15 protein-coding genes are annotated in these 15,928 nt (G+C 70.1%); 4 read left to right on the forward strand and 11 right to left on the reverse strand.

Going from position 1 to position 15,928, the window contains the following annotated elements:
• Positions 1-399 (forward strand): hypothetical protein (locus ABZ717_RS10640; protein WP_358508107.1); only part of this gene is annotated, 399 nt, incomplete at its 5' end.
• 255 nt (positions 400-654) lie between these two features.
• Here ABZ717_RS10640 and tyrS read toward each other — a convergent pair.
• Entirely contained in the window at positions 655-1,953 is a 1,299-nt protein-coding gene (gene tyrS, locus ABZ717_RS10645) for a tyrosine--tRNA ligase (protein WP_358508109.1), read from the reverse strand.
• Between the two features lie 231 nt (positions 1,954-2,184).
• On the opposite strand from tyrS, the gene ABZ717_RS10650 reads away from it, so the two are divergent.
• The 3 genes from ABZ717_RS10650 to ABZ717_RS10660 all read left to right on the forward strand — a co-directional run bounded on the left by ABZ717_RS10650 (position 2,185) and on the right by ABZ717_RS10660 (position 4,463).
• Positions 2,185-3,000, forward strand: coding sequence for an alpha/beta hydrolase (locus tag ABZ717_RS10650; protein WP_358508111.1), 816 nt, complete (start codon positions 2,185-2,187; stop codon positions 2,998-3,000).
• Complete coding sequence (locus tag ABZ717_RS10655) at positions 2,993-3,574, forward strand: TetR/AcrR family transcriptional regulator (protein WP_358508113.1); 582 nt, start codon at positions 2,993-2,995, stop codon at positions 3,572-3,574. The genes ABZ717_RS10650 and ABZ717_RS10655 overlap by 8 nt, the downstream gene beginning before the upstream one ends.
• Positions 3,575-3,752: 178 nt before the next feature.
• On the forward strand, positions 3,753-4,463 hold the full coding sequence (locus ABZ717_RS10660) for an HNH endonuclease family protein (protein WP_358508115.1): 711 nt from the start codon (positions 3,753-3,755) through the stop codon (positions 4,461-4,463).
• Between the two features lie 4 nt (positions 4,464-4,467).
• On the opposite strand, the gene ABZ717_RS10665 is transcribed toward ABZ717_RS10660, so the two are convergent.
• The 10 genes from ABZ717_RS10665 to argH form a co-directional block, all read right to left on the reverse strand.
• Positions 4,468-4,977: a hypothetical protein gene (locus ABZ717_RS10665; RefSeq protein ID WP_358508117.1), complete on the reverse strand. Its 510-nt coding sequence runs from the start codon at positions 4,975-4,977 to the stop codon at positions 4,468-4,470.
• 116 nt (positions 4,978-5,093) lie between these two features.
• Positions 5,094-6,326 carry an L-2-hydroxyglutarate oxidase gene (gene lhgO / locus ABZ717_RS10670; protein WP_358508119.1) on the reverse strand — a complete coding sequence of 411 codons (1,233 nt, stop codon included), beginning with the start codon at positions 6,324-6,326 and terminating at the stop codon, positions 5,094-5,096.
• Positions 6,327-6,353: 27 nt separating this feature from the next.
• Positions 6,354-6,803, reverse strand: a complete 450-nt coding sequence (locus ABZ717_RS10675; RefSeq protein WP_358508121.1) for a DUF742 domain-containing protein — start codon at positions 6,801-6,803, stop codon at positions 6,354-6,356.
• Positions 6,793-8,904 carry an ATP-binding protein gene (locus ABZ717_RS10680; RefSeq protein WP_358508123.1) on the reverse strand — a complete coding sequence of 704 codons (2,112 nt, stop codon included), beginning with the start codon at positions 8,902-8,904 and terminating at the stop codon, positions 6,793-6,795. Before ABZ717_RS10680 ends, ABZ717_RS10675 begins: the two co-directional genes overlap by 11 nt.
• 275 nt (positions 8,905-9,179) lie before the next feature.
• Positions 9,180-10,097 (reverse strand): CbiX/SirB N-terminal domain-containing protein, encoded by a 918-nt coding sequence (locus ABZ717_RS10685; protein ID WP_358508125.1) that lies wholly within the window; start codon positions 10,095-10,097, stop codon positions 9,180-9,182.
• Positions 10,098-10,246: 149 nt separating this feature from the next.
• Positions 10,247-10,849, reverse strand: coding sequence for an ATP/GTP-binding protein (locus tag ABZ717_RS10690; protein ID WP_358508127.1), 603 nt, complete (start codon positions 10,847-10,849; stop codon positions 10,247-10,249).
• Positions 10,830-11,303, reverse strand: a complete 474-nt coding sequence (locus ABZ717_RS10695; protein WP_358508129.1) for a DUF742 domain-containing protein — start codon at positions 11,301-11,303, stop codon at positions 10,830-10,832. Before ABZ717_RS10695 ends, ABZ717_RS10690 begins: the two co-directional genes overlap by 20 nt.
• Entirely contained in the window at positions 11,300-11,734 is a 435-nt protein-coding gene (locus ABZ717_RS10700; RefSeq protein ID WP_304073430.1) for a roadblock/LC7 domain-containing protein, read from the reverse strand. The genes ABZ717_RS10695 and ABZ717_RS10700 overlap by 4 nt, the downstream gene beginning before the upstream one ends.
• Before the next feature lies 1 nt (position 11,735).
• The gene (locus ABZ717_RS10705) at positions 11,736-14,204 is read right to left on the reverse strand and encodes a nitrate- and nitrite sensing domain-containing protein (RefSeq protein ID WP_358508131.1); all 2,469 of its coding nucleotides are present in this window, start codon (positions 14,202-14,204) and stop codon (positions 11,736-11,738) included.
• A 265-nt stretch (positions 14,205-14,469) separates the two neighbouring features.
• Positions 14,470-15,888: an argininosuccinate lyase gene (argH, locus tag ABZ717_RS10710; RefSeq protein WP_358508133.1), complete on the reverse strand. Its 1,419-nt coding sequence runs from the start codon at positions 15,886-15,888 to the stop codon at positions 14,470-14,472.
• Between the last annotated feature and the right edge of the window lie 40 nt (positions 15,889-15,928).

Here is a 15,928-nt window from a genome sequence, read left to right on the forward strand (position 1 = left end):
AACAAACATGGCTTAAAGAAAATCAAACACGCGCTGTTGAGTTCTCAAGAAACAATCACTCTTCCCGTACAAGCTCCGGAACCTTGCGGTTCTCGTTTGCTCTTCCGTGGAAGGCTTCTTCGTTGTGTCTTTACTTTATCAGGTGTTCCGTTTCCCGTCGAATCGGCGGTTTCGGTGTTCCTGATCGGGGTAAAGGCCCGTTTGTGCTTCTTTCGGCTTTGCGTTTTCGCCTGTCGGTTTGAACGCTGGGCTTTTGAAGCGACTCTTCGAGTTTACATGCTCCGAGCACCGCTCGAACCAGGCTGCTTTGAAGAGGATGTCTGTGATCGCGGTCCGGTGCCGAGCGCGAACCAGAAGGTTCGTGCGCTCTCCGTCCCGCAGCGACTCTTTCGAGTGTAGGGGTGTCGGGGGCAGACGTCAACTCAGGACCCGGATCCGGTGCCGTTACGGCGATCCGGGCCTCGATCGCCCCGGTTCGGGCGGCTTCTCAAGGCCCCTGACGTGCGCGGTCCTCACACCAGGCCCACGCGTCACATCGGCTGTTGTCAGACATGGGCTTCTTGCCCTCTTCGCTCCGCGACCAAACCCGGGCTTTCCCCGAACGCGCGAGGGGCCGATCTCCACGAGATCGGCCCCTCTACAAGCTGCTCGACGTCAGCCGCGAAGCACGACACCGCCGACGTTGCGCTTGCCCTTGCGCAGGACGACGAAGCGGTCCTGGAGCACATCCTCGGTGGACAGCTTGGCCTCGACGTCGGTGACCTTCACGTTGTTCACGTACGCGCCACCCTCCTGGATCGCGCGGCGGGCCGCGGACTTGCTCGGGGTCAGCCCGCTCTGCGCGAACAGGTCGGTGACGAGCAGGTCGGTGACCGGGCCCTCCACCTCGGCCTTGGGCACCTCGGACAGAGCGGACTCCAGGGTGCGCGCGTCCAGCTCGCGCAGGTCCGCGCGACCGAAGAGAGCCAGGCTGGCCTCCTTGACTTTGCGGGTCTCCTCCTCACCATGGACCAGCGTGGTGAGCTGCTCGGCGAGGGCGCGCTGGGCGGCGCGGGCCTGGGGACGCTCCTCCGTCTGGCGCTCCAGGTCGGCGATCTCCTCCTGGGACAGGAAGGTGAACACCTTGAGGTAGCGGGCGACGTCGCGGTCGTCGGCGTTGAACCAGAACTGGTAGAAGGCGTACGGCGAGGTGAGTTCGGGGTCGAGCCAGATGGTGCCGGACTCGGTCTTGCCGAACTTGGTGCCGTCGGCCTTGGTCAGCAGGTTCGTGGTGAGGCCGTGCGCGGACCCGTGCGGTTCGTTGCCCTCGATCCGGCGGACCAGGTCCAGGCCGGCGGTGATGTTGCCCCACTGGTCGGAACCACCGGTCTGCAGGACGCAGCCGTAGCGGCGGTAGAGCTGCACGTAGTCGTAGGACTGGAGCAACACGTAGCTGAACTCGGTGTAGCTCATGCCCTCACCGTCGAGGCGGCTCTTGACCGTCTCTCGGGCCAGCATCTGGTTGATGCTGAAGTGCTTGCCGACGTCGCGGAGCAACTCGATGGCGTTGATCTCGCCGAGCCAGTCGCCGTTGTTGGCCAGGATCGCGTCGGTGGGACCGGCCTGCTCCCCTTCCGGGGTGAAGCGCAGGAAGGCCGACAGTTGACCGGCGAGGTTGCCGACCCACTCCTGGACCGTCTCCACGGAGTTCATCTGTCGCTCGGCATTGGGCTTGGGGTCCCCGATGAGGCCGGTGCCGCCGCCGACGAGGGCGATGGGACGGTGGCCGGCCTGCTGGAAGCGGGCCAGGGTGAGCGCCTGGGTGAGGTGGCCGACGTGCAGGCTCCCCGCGGTCGGGTCGAAACCGCAATAGAGGGTGATCGGACCATCGGCCAGCGCCTTGCGGAGTGCGTCAAGGTCGGTCGTCTGCGCGATGAGCCCGCGCCACTGGAGTTCGTCGATGATGTCGATCACTGTGTAGCTCTCTGTCGGATAGGCGGGCCCACGGCCCGATCTGCCTAGCAGTCTAGGTCGGCTCACCGGGTGCCTCACCCGGTTTTCCGTCATGGGTCACGCTAGCGGGCCGCGCCCCGACCGCCCCATCGTGCCCCGCCCGAAACCCGATCGAGGCACCCCTTGACCATCGAAGCTAATGCCATTAGCTTTTAGGGTAATAGCAATAGCCAAAGCGAGGGAGAATCGACCATGCATCTTCTGGAGCGCCCCGAGGGGCGCATCGCCTACGACCTGTACGACGGGGACGGGGACCACGACGGGGCCCTCGTGGTCTGTGTCCCCGGCATGTTCGACCACCGGGCGTCCTTCCGCTTCGTGGGCCGAGCCCTGGCCGCCGCCGAGTACCGGGTCGCCGTCATGGACCTGCGCGGCCACGGGGACAGCGACACCACCTTCACCGCCCACGACAGCCGCGCCGCCTCGACCGACGCGATCGCCCTGGCCGAGGAACTGGGCGGGGAACGGGTGATCATGGTCGGCAACTCCATGGGCGCCGCCGCGGTGACCATCGCCGCCATCGACCGGCCGGACCTGGTCGCCGGCATCGCCCTGCTCGGCCCGTTCCTGCGACAACCGGCTCTCGACCCGGCGACCCGCGCCATGATGCGGCTCCTGCTCACCCGACCGTGGGCACCCCGCGCGCTCACCCTCTGGTACGACCGGCTGCACGTCGGACGCACCCCCGAGGACCACGCCGAACAGAAGGAGCGGGTCCTGCAAATGCTGCGACCCAAGGAGCGGTTCCGGGCGATCGCGGCGACCATCAACGCGCGCAACGAGACGATCGACACGACGGAGGGGATGGCGGCCGAGGCGGTCGTCATCATGGGCGAGTCGGACCCCGACTGGAAGGACCCGCGAGCCGAGGCTCGATGGGTGTCCTCGGTGGTGGGCGGCCGGTCGGTGATGGTGCCCGACTGCGGTCACTACGCCCAGGCACAGCGACCCGACGTGGTCACCCCGGTCCTTGTCGACCTGATCGAGAAGGTGGCCGCCGATGCCTAGGGCCGGTCTGACCCCGGAGGTGGTCGTCACCGAGGCCTCCCGGTTGTGCGACCAACAGGGGTACGGGGCTCTCTCCCTGGCGGCGGTGGCCAAGCGCCTGGGCGTGGCCACGCCCAGCCTCTACAAACACGTGCCGGGGTTGGACGAACTGCGCCGCCGGGTGGCGTTGGCCGCCGTGTCCGACCTGTCCGAACGGCTGCGCGCGGCCGCGGTCGGTCTCTCGCGTGGCGCGGCCGTACGCGCGCTCTTCGCGGCGTTCCGGACCTACGCGCACGAGCATCCCGGGCGTTACACCGCGTTGCAGCGGGAGGCCCCGCCGCCGGAGGAGGCCGAGACCTACGCGGCGTTCGCCCGCCCGGTCGAGGTCATCGCCTCGGTCCTGCGGGGGTTCGACATCCCCGAGGACCGCCTGGTGCACGTCATCCGGGCGCTGCGCAGTGCTCTGCACGGGTTCATCGACCTGGAGACGCACGGCGGGTTCCAGATGCCGGAGAACCTCGACGAGAGTTACACGTTGCTGGTGGACGGTTTCGTTCGGATCCTCGAACAGTGGCCCGAGGCGGAGGGGACCTGATGCTCGCCGAACATCCAGTTGCCGCCGGTGTGGCACTCCTCCTGGTGGGTTCGTTGGCCTTCGACCTCCTCGGTTGAGTCCGCCTTCGAGTTCTCCGGGGCGCCTCGATGGTCCAAGCTTGGAGTGGTCGTGACCTTCTCCCCGCCGGTCGGGGTGCACAGATGTTGGAGTCTCCCGCATGTCGAAGCAGTCCTCCCCCAAGGGTCGAAAGCCGAAGTCCAAACTGGCGGCCGTCGTCAGCACTCTGGTCGGCGTGGCCGTGGTCGCCGTCATCGTGTTGCAGCAGCTGGGGGTGATCGACCTCGAAACCGGAGGGTCCCCCAGCGAGCCGCAGGGCGCACCCGGCGACGTCTCGGCCTCCGATGTCGACCAGGCCCGCGAGCGTATCGAGGAGATCCGTGTCGAGGAGGAGAACGACCCGGGCGGCTACGACCGGTCGCTGTTCCCGCACTGGAGCGAAGAGGACGGCTGCTCGACTCGCGAGACCGTGCTGAAGCGCGACGGCGAGGGCGTGGAGATCGACGAGGACTGCCGCTCGACCTCCGGCAGTTGGTACAGCGCCTATGACGGCGAGACGTTCGACGACGCGCAGGATCTCGACATCGACCACATGGTCGCCTTGAAGGAGGGGTGGCGGTCGGGCGCCCACGAGTGGTCGACCGAGGACCGCGGACGGTTCGCCAACGATCTGGACACCACCCAGTTGTGGGCCGTGAGCGCCTCGACCAACCGTTCCAAGGGCGACGCCGACCCGTCGGACTGGCTGCCCCCGCTGGAGTCCTCGCACTGCGACTACGTGGTCTCGTGGATCGAGGTCAAGCACGAGTGGGACCTGAGCATGGACCCGGACGAGGAGACCGCGGTGCGCGAGGTGTTGGAGGGTTGCTAGGACGTCAGGCGGGGTTCTCCTCGACCACTCCCCTGGCGGTGGCGAGGAGTTCATCCCGGCCCAGCAGCCCCGAGGTGTCGCGGACCTCCACCGCGACACCTTCGCCCGGGGTCCAGAAGGCCTCCCGCTCACCGTGCAGGGCGGGGGCACCGTCGTCCCTGCTCAGGTCGGTGAGCTCCCAGGTTTCGGGGTCGCGTTCGTGGTAGCGGGTGAGGAAGGACCGGACGGCGTCCAGGTCGACGAACTCGTCGCCGCGCATCACCAGGACCTGGAGCACCACCTGGAATCCGCCACCCTCCTTGGCCTGTTCCCAGGCCCGTGAGGTGAAGGCGACGTCCTCCCATTCGTAGGTGAAGTCGGCGGCCGAGGCCTGCGCCCCGACCTGTTCGGGCAGGTGCGTGACGGCGAATCCGTCCAAGGGTCCTCCTCGGGTTCCTGCGGCCGGCGTGGCCGCGGTGAGCACGAGCGCGAGTACGACGGCCAGGGCCGCCGGGGCCCACCTGGTCAGGGACATTGCGCCTCCACCGGTGGCCACGGGACCGTCCCGCGCCACCCTTTCCATGGTCGGCGCGGCGGCGGCCCGGTACCAGGGTGTCCTCGAACCTGTGGATAACTCCGGTCCGACACACCTTAGGTCCGGGTGGGACGGTGCCCGTCCAGGTACGAGTCGTAGAGGAACTCGGCGATCGCGAGCGAGGAGGTCGCCGCCGGTGAGGGCGCGTTGCGCACGCACACCACCCGCCCGCGCGTGTCCACGTGGAAGTCGTCCAGCAGGGAGCCGTCCCGTCCGAGTGCCTGGGCCCGCACCCCCGCGGGGGCGGGACGCAGGTCGGCGGTGGTGATCTCGGGCAGCAGTCGACGCGCCTGGGCCGCGAACACCGCCCGGGACGCCGAGACGACCGTCTCCCGTGCGCCCACCGTCCAGTGTCGGCGGGCCAGGCGCCAAAAACCGGGCCAGGTCAGGGTATGGCCGAGTTCGCGTGGGCGCAGGTCCCGGGCGCGGTATCCCTCCAGGGCGGTGGCCAGGATCGCGTTGGGGCCGGCCATGACCTCACCGTGGACGTGGCGGGTCAGGTGTACCCCGAGGAAGGGGTAGCGGGGGTCGGGCACCGGGTACAGCAGGCCTCGGACCAGGTCACGGCGCTCGGGGACGATCTCGTAGTAGTGCCCGCGGAAGGGGACCACGCGCGGGTCGGGGTCGGCGCCGGCCATGCGCGCGAGTCGATCGCTCTGTAGGCCACCGCAGAGCACGACCTGATCGAAGCGGTGTATGACCCGCTCGCCCTTGGGGTCTCCGGTGAGGACCTCGGCGCCGTCGGAGTCCTGACGCAGGTCCAGGACGGGGGTGTTGAGCAGGACCCGGCCCCCGCCTCGGCGCACGTCGTCGGCGAGCTGTTCGGCCACGGCGACGAAGTCCGTGATGGCGGTGGTGGGCGAGTGGAGTCCGGCCAGGCCCACGGCGTGGGGTTCGACGTCGCGGATACCGTCGGGACCCAGGCGGGTGACGCCGGGAACGCCGTTCTCGCGCGCCGTGCGTTCGATGTCGTCGAGGCGGTCCTCATCCGCCGCGTCGACGGCGACCAGGAGCTTGCCCGCCTCGCGGTAGGGCAGGTCGTGCTCGGCGCAGTACTCGCGAAGCATGCCGACGCCGCGGCGGCAGAGGGTGGCCTTCAGGGAGCCGGGCCGGTAGTAGAGGCCGGCGTGCACGACACCGCTGTTGTGTCCGGTCTGGTGCGCGGCGACCCGGTCCTCCTTCTCCAGGACGGTGACACGGGTGCCGGGGCGGTGGAGGGTGATGTGGCGGGCCAGAGCCAGGCCGACGATCCCCGCTCCGATGACGCCGATGTGTTCGGTGCTGCGCATGGGCGCACGCTAGCAACACCCGGGGTCCTAGAGGGAACGCAGCCCGACGAGAACGGCGTGCAGGATGTCCTGACGTTCCAGCGGTCGCGAGGGACCGCAGCGTTGGAGAGCCCCTTCGTCGATCATCGCGGCGACCATGCCGCGGACCTGACCGACCGGCAGGCGGATCTCGGCCGCGATCTCGGCGACGGTGCGGGCGTGCAGGGCGTGGGCGAGGATGGCCTCACGTTCGGGTCTGAGCCATTCCGCCGGGCCCGGGGTTCTGGCGGCCACGACCAGGGAGAGCAGGTCGAGGTCGACCGGCCCGCGTCCATGCCCGGGCACGATGTCCGGTTCCGCCGCGCCCGCGTCGATGGCGTAGGGGCGCAGGAACCGTTCGTTCTCCGCGGCCTCTTCGATGGCCCGGCCCTTGGAGGCGCCGGTTCGGTCACGGGTGTCTCGTTGCGGACGGTGGGCGTGCCGGCCCTCAGCGTTCACGGTGTCCTCCTGGTGGCGTCTGGGTCGGGAGCGGCGCGATCCCTTGGGGGCCCGACGGACCGAGGTGGGTTTGTGGGCCCGAAGCTCCCACGGTCCACTGCGGCCCGGAGTGGCCGACCCCGTTCTGGACGGGGTGGCCGTTGACGGCGCCGGAGACGGTGAGCGGGTTGTCGACCGGTTCGAGCAGGCCGTCGGGGATCAGGGCGGTGGCTCGGGTGCCCCCGTAGGGTGAGGGGTGGAGCCAGACCCTGACGCCGTGACGTTCGGCGAGGCGGGCCACCACGAACAGACCCAGACGCGGGTCGTCGGGCAGCGCCATCACGTCGAACTCCGGGGGTTGGGTGAGGGTCCGCTCGGCGGCGGCGTACCCCTGTTCGGACATGCCCAGGCCCCGGTCCTCGATCTCCACCAGCAAGCCTTCGGCCGTCGGGGCGCAGCCGACGTCCACCGGTGTGCCCGCCGGGGAGAACTGGGCGGCGTTCTCGACGAGTTCGGCGAGCAGGTGGACGACGTCGGCGACGGCCTGTCCGTGCATCAGCACCCGGGGTGCGGAGGTGAGTCGGACCCGTTCGAAGTCCTCGGTCTCGGCGATGGCCGCGCGCAGCACGTCCACCAGGGGGCGGGGCTGACGCCAGCGTCGGGCGGATTGGCCGCCGCCGAGGATGATGAGGTTGTCGGCGTAGCGGCGCGCCCGCGTGGCCAGGTGGTCCAGGCGGAAGAGTCGGCGCAGGGCCTGGGGGTCCTGTTCGTTGTACTCGATCTCGTCGAGCAGGCGCAGTTGGCGCTGGACGAGGGTCTGGTTGCGAAAGGCGATGCCGAGGAAGGCGCGGTTGGCGCCGCGACGGATCTCCGCTTGGCGGACGGCGGCCTCCACCGCGGTGATCTGGGCGCTGTCGAAGGCCTCGGCGACCTGACCGACCTCGTCGTCGCCCTGTTCGTCCAGGGGCGGCAGTTCGTCGATGACGTCGACCTTGTGGCCCTGCTGGGCGCGCTCGACGATGTCGGGCAGGTCCGCGTCCCGTTCCATGATCTGCTCGCGCAGCGCGGAGAGACGTTCGCTGAGGCGGCGGGAGGAGCGGCCGACCAGCGCGATGGCGATCACGCCACCGAGGAGGAGGACGGCGGCTCCGGCCGAATGTATCCAGATCTCCAGGACGGCGGCGTTCCACGCCAGGTCGACGGTGCGCGCGGTCTGGGCGCGGGTCGACTCGCCCAAGGCCTCGACGGAGACGGGAGAGGAGGCGTCCCACTCGGCGGCGCCCACCTCCACCGCGGAGTTCCACTCGCTCAACGGTCCCCCGTCGACCCCGTCGACGCCTTCGGCGACCGGGGGGCGGGTGACCACGCGCCGGCTGAGCCTTTCGGTCTCGGTCCAGGCGGCGTCTTCGGTGATGGTCTCGTGGTCGGTGCCGTCCAGGGTGGCCCGGTAGGAGGCGGTGAGATAGGTGAAGTGGGCCGTCTCCTCGTAGCTCATCCGACCTGCCGCGATGACCCCGGCCAGGAGCGCGTCGGCGGTCGCGTAGTCCTCGTGGGCGTTGAGGAGTTCGCGAGTGAGGACGGCGTCGCCGAGGTTCTCCCCCGCCCCGGTGGAGTGGACCAGTGCGACGGAGGTGGCCTGGACGGATTCGATGAGGCCGCCGTATCCGGCCAGGACCTTCGGGCGATCTGCGGACCGGTCGTCGATCGACGCGCGCAACGCGGTGAGGTCCTCGGTGGCCCCGGCGACCTCGGCGGCGCCGCGACGTACCTCCTTGTCCCGGTCCTCGAAGCCCGCGGCCAGGTCGATCGCGCTCGCCAGGGCCTCGTCGGTGCGTTCGCGCTGCCCTTCGAGCTCCTCCTGGACGGTGGAGGTCCTTCCCGCGTCCTGGGCGCCAAGGTGCACGACCGACAGACGACGTTCGGCGCGCAGCTCCTCGGCCGCCTCGGACAGGGTCAGGGTGCCCTGGCGCGTCTGGCCGATGTCGCCCACGAGTTGTGCGGCCTGGACCGTGCCGACGGCGGCGATGATCAACCAGAGCGCGAGGAAACACAGACTCGGAATCAGGACGATGCGGGTGAGTTGCCCGCGGATCGTCCTGGTGGACGCGTGGTTTCTGCGCATGGCCCCCTCCAGCCCGTGCGGGTGCCGAGGCTTCCCTGGAGTGGTGCCACGGCGGCTTTGGGTCCTGCCGAGGCTATCGAAAAATCATTGCCGTAAGTTGTCGAATAATCACAAACAGTTATCCGCGCAGGCGCGAAAACCGGGCCGAAACGTGTTAGGTGGACCGGAACCCCCGGATGAACACCCAGGTCACAGCGGATGAGAACAGAACAGGACCGCCCGGGTCCCCGGACGGTCCTGTTCTGAAACCCTCAAGCCATGGGCGTGTCGCGCCCTCAGTCGTCGGGACGGTGCCGCGAACCCACCGGTGCGGGCAGCTCCTCGGCGGTCGGCGGCTGCTCCACGCCCAGGGAGTTGAGCACCTCCGCGTAACGCAGGGCGGCGATCTTGCCGAGCAGGCTGTCGGAGCCCATCGGCGCGCTCGGTCTGGCGCCGAAGCGCTCCGCGAGATCCGCCAGGCGCTCGGCCGGGAACTCCGGTCCCAGGGCGCTGGGCGCGATGACCGGGCGGCGGCTGCCGCCCTGGCGCATCTGGCCCATGACCTGTTCGAGCGAGGCCTCGTCCTCCAGGTCGGCGGGCAGGACGGTCAGGCCCAGGCGGGCGGCGAGCAGGACCGCGGTCACACCGGCGGCGCCCACCGCGCCCTCACCACCGACGGCACCGACGACGACGCCGTCGGCCATCGTGGTGTTGCGGGCGGTGACGCTGATGAGTCGCATTCGGTCGGCGCGGACGAACCCGGCCTCGGCCAGGCGAAGGTGGAGGACCTCGGCGAGCATCGGGTGCGGGCCGAGCCCCTCGGTCACCCGGACGTTGGCGTCGACCTCGGAGACGGCGGCCTCGATCGCGTGGTTGGTGGCCGCGTGCGGGGCGGTGACCAGCGGGACCACCACACCGGCCAGCGGACGGTCATCGCCGTCGTCCAGCTCGGCGAGGGCCTCGGTCAGGGTCTGATCATCGCCCTCGATGTGTCCGTAGCGGATGGTGACCTCGGGGCGGTAGGCCCGAACGAGGTCGGCCATCCGGGCGCCGATCGACTCGCCGTCGGCCCCCCGGGCCTGTTCGGCCGTGCCCGGCACCGCCATGATCAGAGCCGGGGTTCCGAACCAGTTGTCGAAGGACAACGGGTTGCGGTGACGTCCAGAGCGCCGCTTGGGCAGTTCACGTGGGGGAAGTCGGTCAGAGTTTCGCATACCAGGATTCAGACGAGAGGGCGGATGGGTGCGCATGAACAAATCAGGGGTCGCTGCGGCGACATTGTAGCGTTCAACACCACATTCAGGGGTGTATGTCCTGAACGTATACCGGTTCGGCCCCCTCTCGTCGCCCGGGGGCGCCCCGGTCAGCCGCTCAATGCGGGCCTGCGGCCATCGATGACGTGGGTCACCAAGCGGACGAGGACATCCTTCGCCGATCCTCGTTCGCGCGCGTCCGCCATCAGTACAGGTACATGCGCCGGGATGTCCAGGGCCTCCCGCACCTCCTCGGTCTCGTAGGCGGTGGCGCCGTCGAAGCGGTTGACCGCCACCACGAAGGGGACCTGACGACGTTCGAAGAAGTCGACGGCGTGGAAGCAGGTGTCGAGTCTGCGGGTGTCGGCCAGGACCACCGCGCCCAACGCGCCCTCGGCGAGTTCGTCCCACATGAACCAGAAGCGGTCCTGGCCGGGGGTGCCGAAGAGGTAGAGAACGATGTCCTGGTTGATGGTGATACGGCCGAAGTCGAGGGCGACCGTGGTGGTGGACTTGGCCTCCACCCCCGACAGGTCGTCGACGCCGTAACCCGCCTCGGTCATCACCTCCTCGGTGCTGAGCGGGGTGATCTCGCTGACCGCCCCCACCAGGGTGGTCTTTCCGGCGCCGAACCCTCCGGCGACGATGATCTTGACTGCCTGCGGGATCGCCTCTTGGGCGCCCGGCCGGTTCTCAGAGTCTGCGGATGCCATCGAGTACCGCCTGAAGCACTTTCTTCTCGGGGAGCTGGGTCATGGGCGTGGCCGCCCGAGTCCGGACCTCGCCCTGGGCGATCAGGTCGCCCAGCAGGATCCTGACGACGGTCAGGGGGATGTCCAGGCGCGCGGAGATCTCCGCGACCGAGATGGGGCGACGGCAGAGATCGAGGATCTCCTGTCGTTCGGGGTCCTGGGGGCGTCCTTCGTGATCGCCCGTCACCATCACGATGGTGATCATGTCCAGCCGTCCGCCCGCGGTGGGCGGGCGGGTGCGGCCCTTGGTGATGGTGTAGGGACGCACCAACGGACCGGTGGGCGCGTCGCCGGTGCGCACACCCGGGGCGGGTCCTTCGGAGGTCGGATGGCCTCTCCCCCAGTGCCGGGTGCGGTCCCGTCCGTGGAACGGCTCCCGCCCCCGCGCCCCTCGCCGATCGTACGCGGCGCTCATGATCCGACACCTCCCGTGGGAGTGAGCTGTCCGGGGCGGCGGGGCGCGGCGGTGAGGAACTGGCCCACCCGCTTGACCCGCAGGTTCATCTCGTAGGCGACCAGTCCGACGTCGGCGTCCTCGGAGGCCAACACCGCCAGGCAGGCGCCCTCGCCCGCGGCGGTCACGAACAGGTAGGAGTGCTCCATCTCCACCACGGTCTGTCGGACGTCACCGCCGCCGAAGTGCCGTCCGGTGCCCCGTGCCAGGCTCTGGAAGGCCGAGGCCAGGGCCGACAGGTGTTCGGCGTCCTCGGCTCCGAGGCCTCGGGATCGGCCGAGCAGCAGCCCGTCGGCCGATAGCACGATCGCGTGACCGGCGCCGACGACGCGGTCGACCAGATCGTCGAGAAGCCAGTCCAGGTTGTCCGCGGCCTTGCTCTTGCCCACCATCTCAGTCGTTCTCTCCCCTGTGGTCGTCGGCAGCTGCACCGACCTGGTCTTCACTTCCGTGTCCGAGCCCGTCGGCACCGATCTCCTCGGCCCGACCGCGCCGGGTTCCGGCGCTGAAGGCGTTCATCATGCGGCGTGCTTGGTCCGGGCTGCGTTGTGCCACCGATGCGGACTCGGTGGGGGCGCCGTCCCGGAGGCGGGGCGCCAGGCTGGCCTGTTTACGGCGTCGGGGCAGTCCCTCCCGACCGGGGCCCGCGCCGACCCGCGCGGGTTCGATCTCCGACACCCGGTCGTCGGTGCCGCGTCCTCGCCCGCGGCGGGGCAGCGGCGCGGGCGCGGTGATGGTCCCCGGATCGGTGTCGGCCCGGGGTTCGTTCGTGCCCTGTGGATCGGGCACCGGGCGCAGGATCGGGCGTCCGGGCCTGGTCCCCGCCTCGGCGGCGAGCAGGTCGGTGGCGTCGGCCTCCGCCTCGGGGCCCTCTGATCCGTTCGTGCCGGACCGGCCCAGGGTGGTGATCCCGACCAGGTCGTGCGAGGGGCCGGAGGCCACCAGGTCGCCGGGGACCAGCACGACGGCCCTGGTCCCGCCGTAGGGCGAGGGGCGCAACTGCACCCCGATGTCGTGCTTGCGCGCCAGACGGGCCACCACGAACAGTCCCAGGCGTCCGTCGGTCCCGGGGGTCATCATGTCGAACTCGTGGCCGTCGGTGAGGGTCCGCTGGGCCTCGCGCTGCACTTCCTCCGTCATGCCCAGGCCACGGTCCTCGATCTCGATCGCCACGCCCTTGGGGACGGTGCCGGTGTCGATGGTGACGTCGGTGTGCGGCGGAGAGTAGGCGGTGGCGTTCTCCACCAGTTCGGCGAGCAGGTGGATGACGTCGGCGACGACGGATCCCACCAGGGACAGGTCGGGTACGGAGGTGAGTTCGACGCGGGCGTACTCGTCGGTCTCGGAGATGGCGCCGCGCAGGATGTCGACCAGGGGCACGGGGTGGCGCCAGCGTCGACCCGGTCGTCCCCCGCCCAGGATGATGAGGTTCTCGGCGTGCCGGCGGCCGCGGGTGGCCAGGTGGTCGAGTTGGAAGAGGCTTTCGAGCAGGTCGGGGTCCTCCTCCTCGCGTTCGACCCGGTCCAGGAGCTGGAGTTGGCGTTGGACCAGCGACTGGTTGCGATGGGCGATGCCGAGGAAGACCCGGTTGGCCCCGGCTCGGATGTCGGCCTGTTTGACGGCCGCGGCCACGGCCGTGCGTTGGGCGGTGTTGAACGCGTCGGCGACCTGGCCGACCTCGTCGTTGCCGTGGTCGAGCTGTTTCATCTCGGTGTCCAGGTCCACCGACTCCCCCGCCTCCAGGCGGCGCACGATCCTGGGCAGGTCGGTGCGGGCCATGGCCAGGGACTGGGCCCGCAGGGTGGCCAGACGGTGGGTGAGCCGACCGGCCGAGCGGGACGCCACACCGTAGGCGACGGTGCCGGCGAACAGCGAGATGATGCCGCCGCCCACGGCCAGGGTGAACATCCAGGAACTGGAGGACTCGGTGGCCGCGACCACGGCGACCGTGCGGTCCGCGACCGTGGCGGACAAGGCCTCTTCGGTCCGGTCGGCCACGTCACGCCAGTCGTCCAGCCCGCCGGGGACGGAACGGTCACTCGTCTGTTCGCCGGTGAGGGGGTCGACGCCGACCGTGGCCTCGTGGTGGGCCAAGGCGTCGGTGATCTCCCTCGCCCGTGCCCAGTGCTCGGAGTCCAGGAGCCCGGCGATGTCGGCGGAGGCCTCGCCCTCGGAGGTGGCCAGGGATTCCAGGCGTCCGGAGACCTCCCCGTTCAGGGAGGCGAGGTCGGCACGGCGGCGCGGATCCAGTTCGCCTTCGGCCAGCGCGCCGCTGACGACGGCGTCGGCGTGGGCGAAGCCCTCCTGGGCCCAGAGCAGGTCACCGGTGGTGGCGGCTTCGAGCGCGGCGGGACCGTCGTCGAACCCTCCAACGGTGTGCTCGTAGAGGCGCACTCCCAGTCGCGCGGCCTCCGTGTAGACCCGCATGGTCTCCGTGGCCTCACCCGGTTCGACGAGGTCGGCGGCGCGCCTGGCCTCGACCGCGGAAAGGGCCTCTCGGAAGGCGCTCGCGCGCGGGTCGGGGTCGTCGGGATCGACCGCGAGGGTGTCCCAGACCTCGCGGACCCCTTCCAGGGCGGTGTCGGTCTCCCCCGCCGCCGCGGCCCACTCGCCACGGCGCTCCGCGTCGGGGGCGGCCAGGTACTCGGCGCTCACGCGTCGCTCGTGCTGGAGCGCGGTGAGCACGGAGGTGAGTTCGGCCGCGGCCCGACCGTCGGTGACCGAGGAGCGCAGGGAGACCGCCTGTGCGAGGGTCGCCGAGCTGAGCACGACGAACAGCACGAGGAAGGTGATGCCGGGAATCAACACGATGCGATTGAGCTGTGTTCTGATCCCGGACCTCGGGCCTGCGGACTGTCCCACTGCGCTCCTCCCCCGGCCATGGCCGCGGGCACCGAACGACGCCTGACGACGTGGCCGCCCCCACGCGAGCGATGACGGCGCGTGCAGAGGGGAACACGTGTGGTGCCCGCAGTGTCAGGACGCTATCGCACAGCCCTCGGTGCTGTACGGGGAATTCCACATCGGTCGTGGAAACCGCGTCACCTCGGGTGATGCGGACGCGCTACCGCTGAGCGCCTCCGCTAGCGCTTCGGTGTGTTCGGGCACCGTGGTCACCGAACGGCGTCTACGCGGTGAAGCCCTTGCGGTGTTCCTCGACGGCGGAGCGCAGCCGCTCCAACTGTTCGGCGACCCGGACCGGGGCGGTACCGCCCTTGCCCGAACGGGAGGCGAGGGAGCCGGGGACGGTGAGGACCTCGCGGACGGCCGGGGTGAGGTGCCCGGAGATCGCGGCGAAGTCGGCGTCGGTCAGGTCGGGCAGGTCGATGCCGCGTTCCTCGCACACGCGCACGCAACCACCGGCGATCTCGTGGGCGTCCCGGAAGGGCACCCCTTCGCGGACCAGCCATTCGGCGATGTCGGTGGCCAGGGAGAAGCCTTGGGGGGCGAGCTCGGCCATCCGGTCGGTGTGGAAGGTCAGGGTGGCGACCATCCCGGTCATGGCGGGCAGCAGCAGGTGGAGGCTGTCCACGGCGTCGAAGACGGGTTCCTTGTCCTCCTGCAGGTCCCGGTTGTAGGCCAACGGCAGACCCTTGAGGGTGGTGAGCAGGCCGGTGAGGTCGCCGACCAGGCGACCGGCCTTGCCTCGGGCCAGTTCGGCCACGTCGGGGTTCTTCTTCTGCGGCATGATCGACGAACCGGTGGAGAAGGCGTCGTCGAGCGTGACGAAGGAGAACTCCTTGGTCGCCCAGAGGATGATCTCCTCGGACAACCGGGACAGGTCCACGCCGATCATCGCGGTGACGAACGCGAACTCGGCGACGACGTCGCGCGAGGCGGTGCCGTCGATGGAGTTCTCCACCGAGTCGGGGAACCCGAGTTCGGTGGCGACCTCCTCCGGGTCCAGCCCGAGGGAGGAACCGGCCAGGGCACCGGACCCGTAGGCGGAGACGGCGGCGCGGCGGTCCCAGTCCCGGATCCGTTCGACGTCGCGGATCAGCGGCCAGGCGTGGGCCATCAGTTGGTGGCCGAGCAGGATCGGTTGGGCGTGCTGCAGGTGTGTGCGGCCGGGCATGGCGGCGTCGGGGTGGGCCCCGGCCTGGTCCGCGAGGGCGCGCACCAGGTCGAGCAGCCCGTCGGTGATGGTGCGGGCCTCCTCGCGCAGGTACATGCGGACCAGGGTGGCGATCTGGTCGTTGCGGGAGCGTCCCGCGCGCAGCCGACCGCCGAGTTCGGCGCCGACCCGCTCGATGAAGCCGCGTTCGAGCGCGGTGTGCACGTCCTCGTCCGCCAGGACGGGGGTGAACTCGCCCGAGGCCACGTCGACCTCCAGCCGGTCGAGTCCCTCGATCATGCGGTCGAGTTCGTCGGCGTCGAGCAGCCCGGCACGGTGCAGGGCGCGGGCGTGGGCGCGCGAGCCCGCGATGTCGTGGCGGGCCAGCCGCCAGTCGAAGTGGGTGCTCAGCGACAGGCGGGCCAGGGCCTGGTCCGGTCCGCCCTCGAAGCGGCCGCCCCACAGGCGCAGGGCCTCGGGCTGGTCGGCCATGGTGTTCTCCTTGAGTGTTTCGGTCGGTGTGGACGGTGCG

It is taken from the genome of Nocardiopsis sp. NPDC006832 (assembly GCF_040635885.1).
GTDB lineage: Bacteria > Actinomycetota > Actinomycetes > Streptosporangiales > Streptosporangiaceae > Nocardiopsis.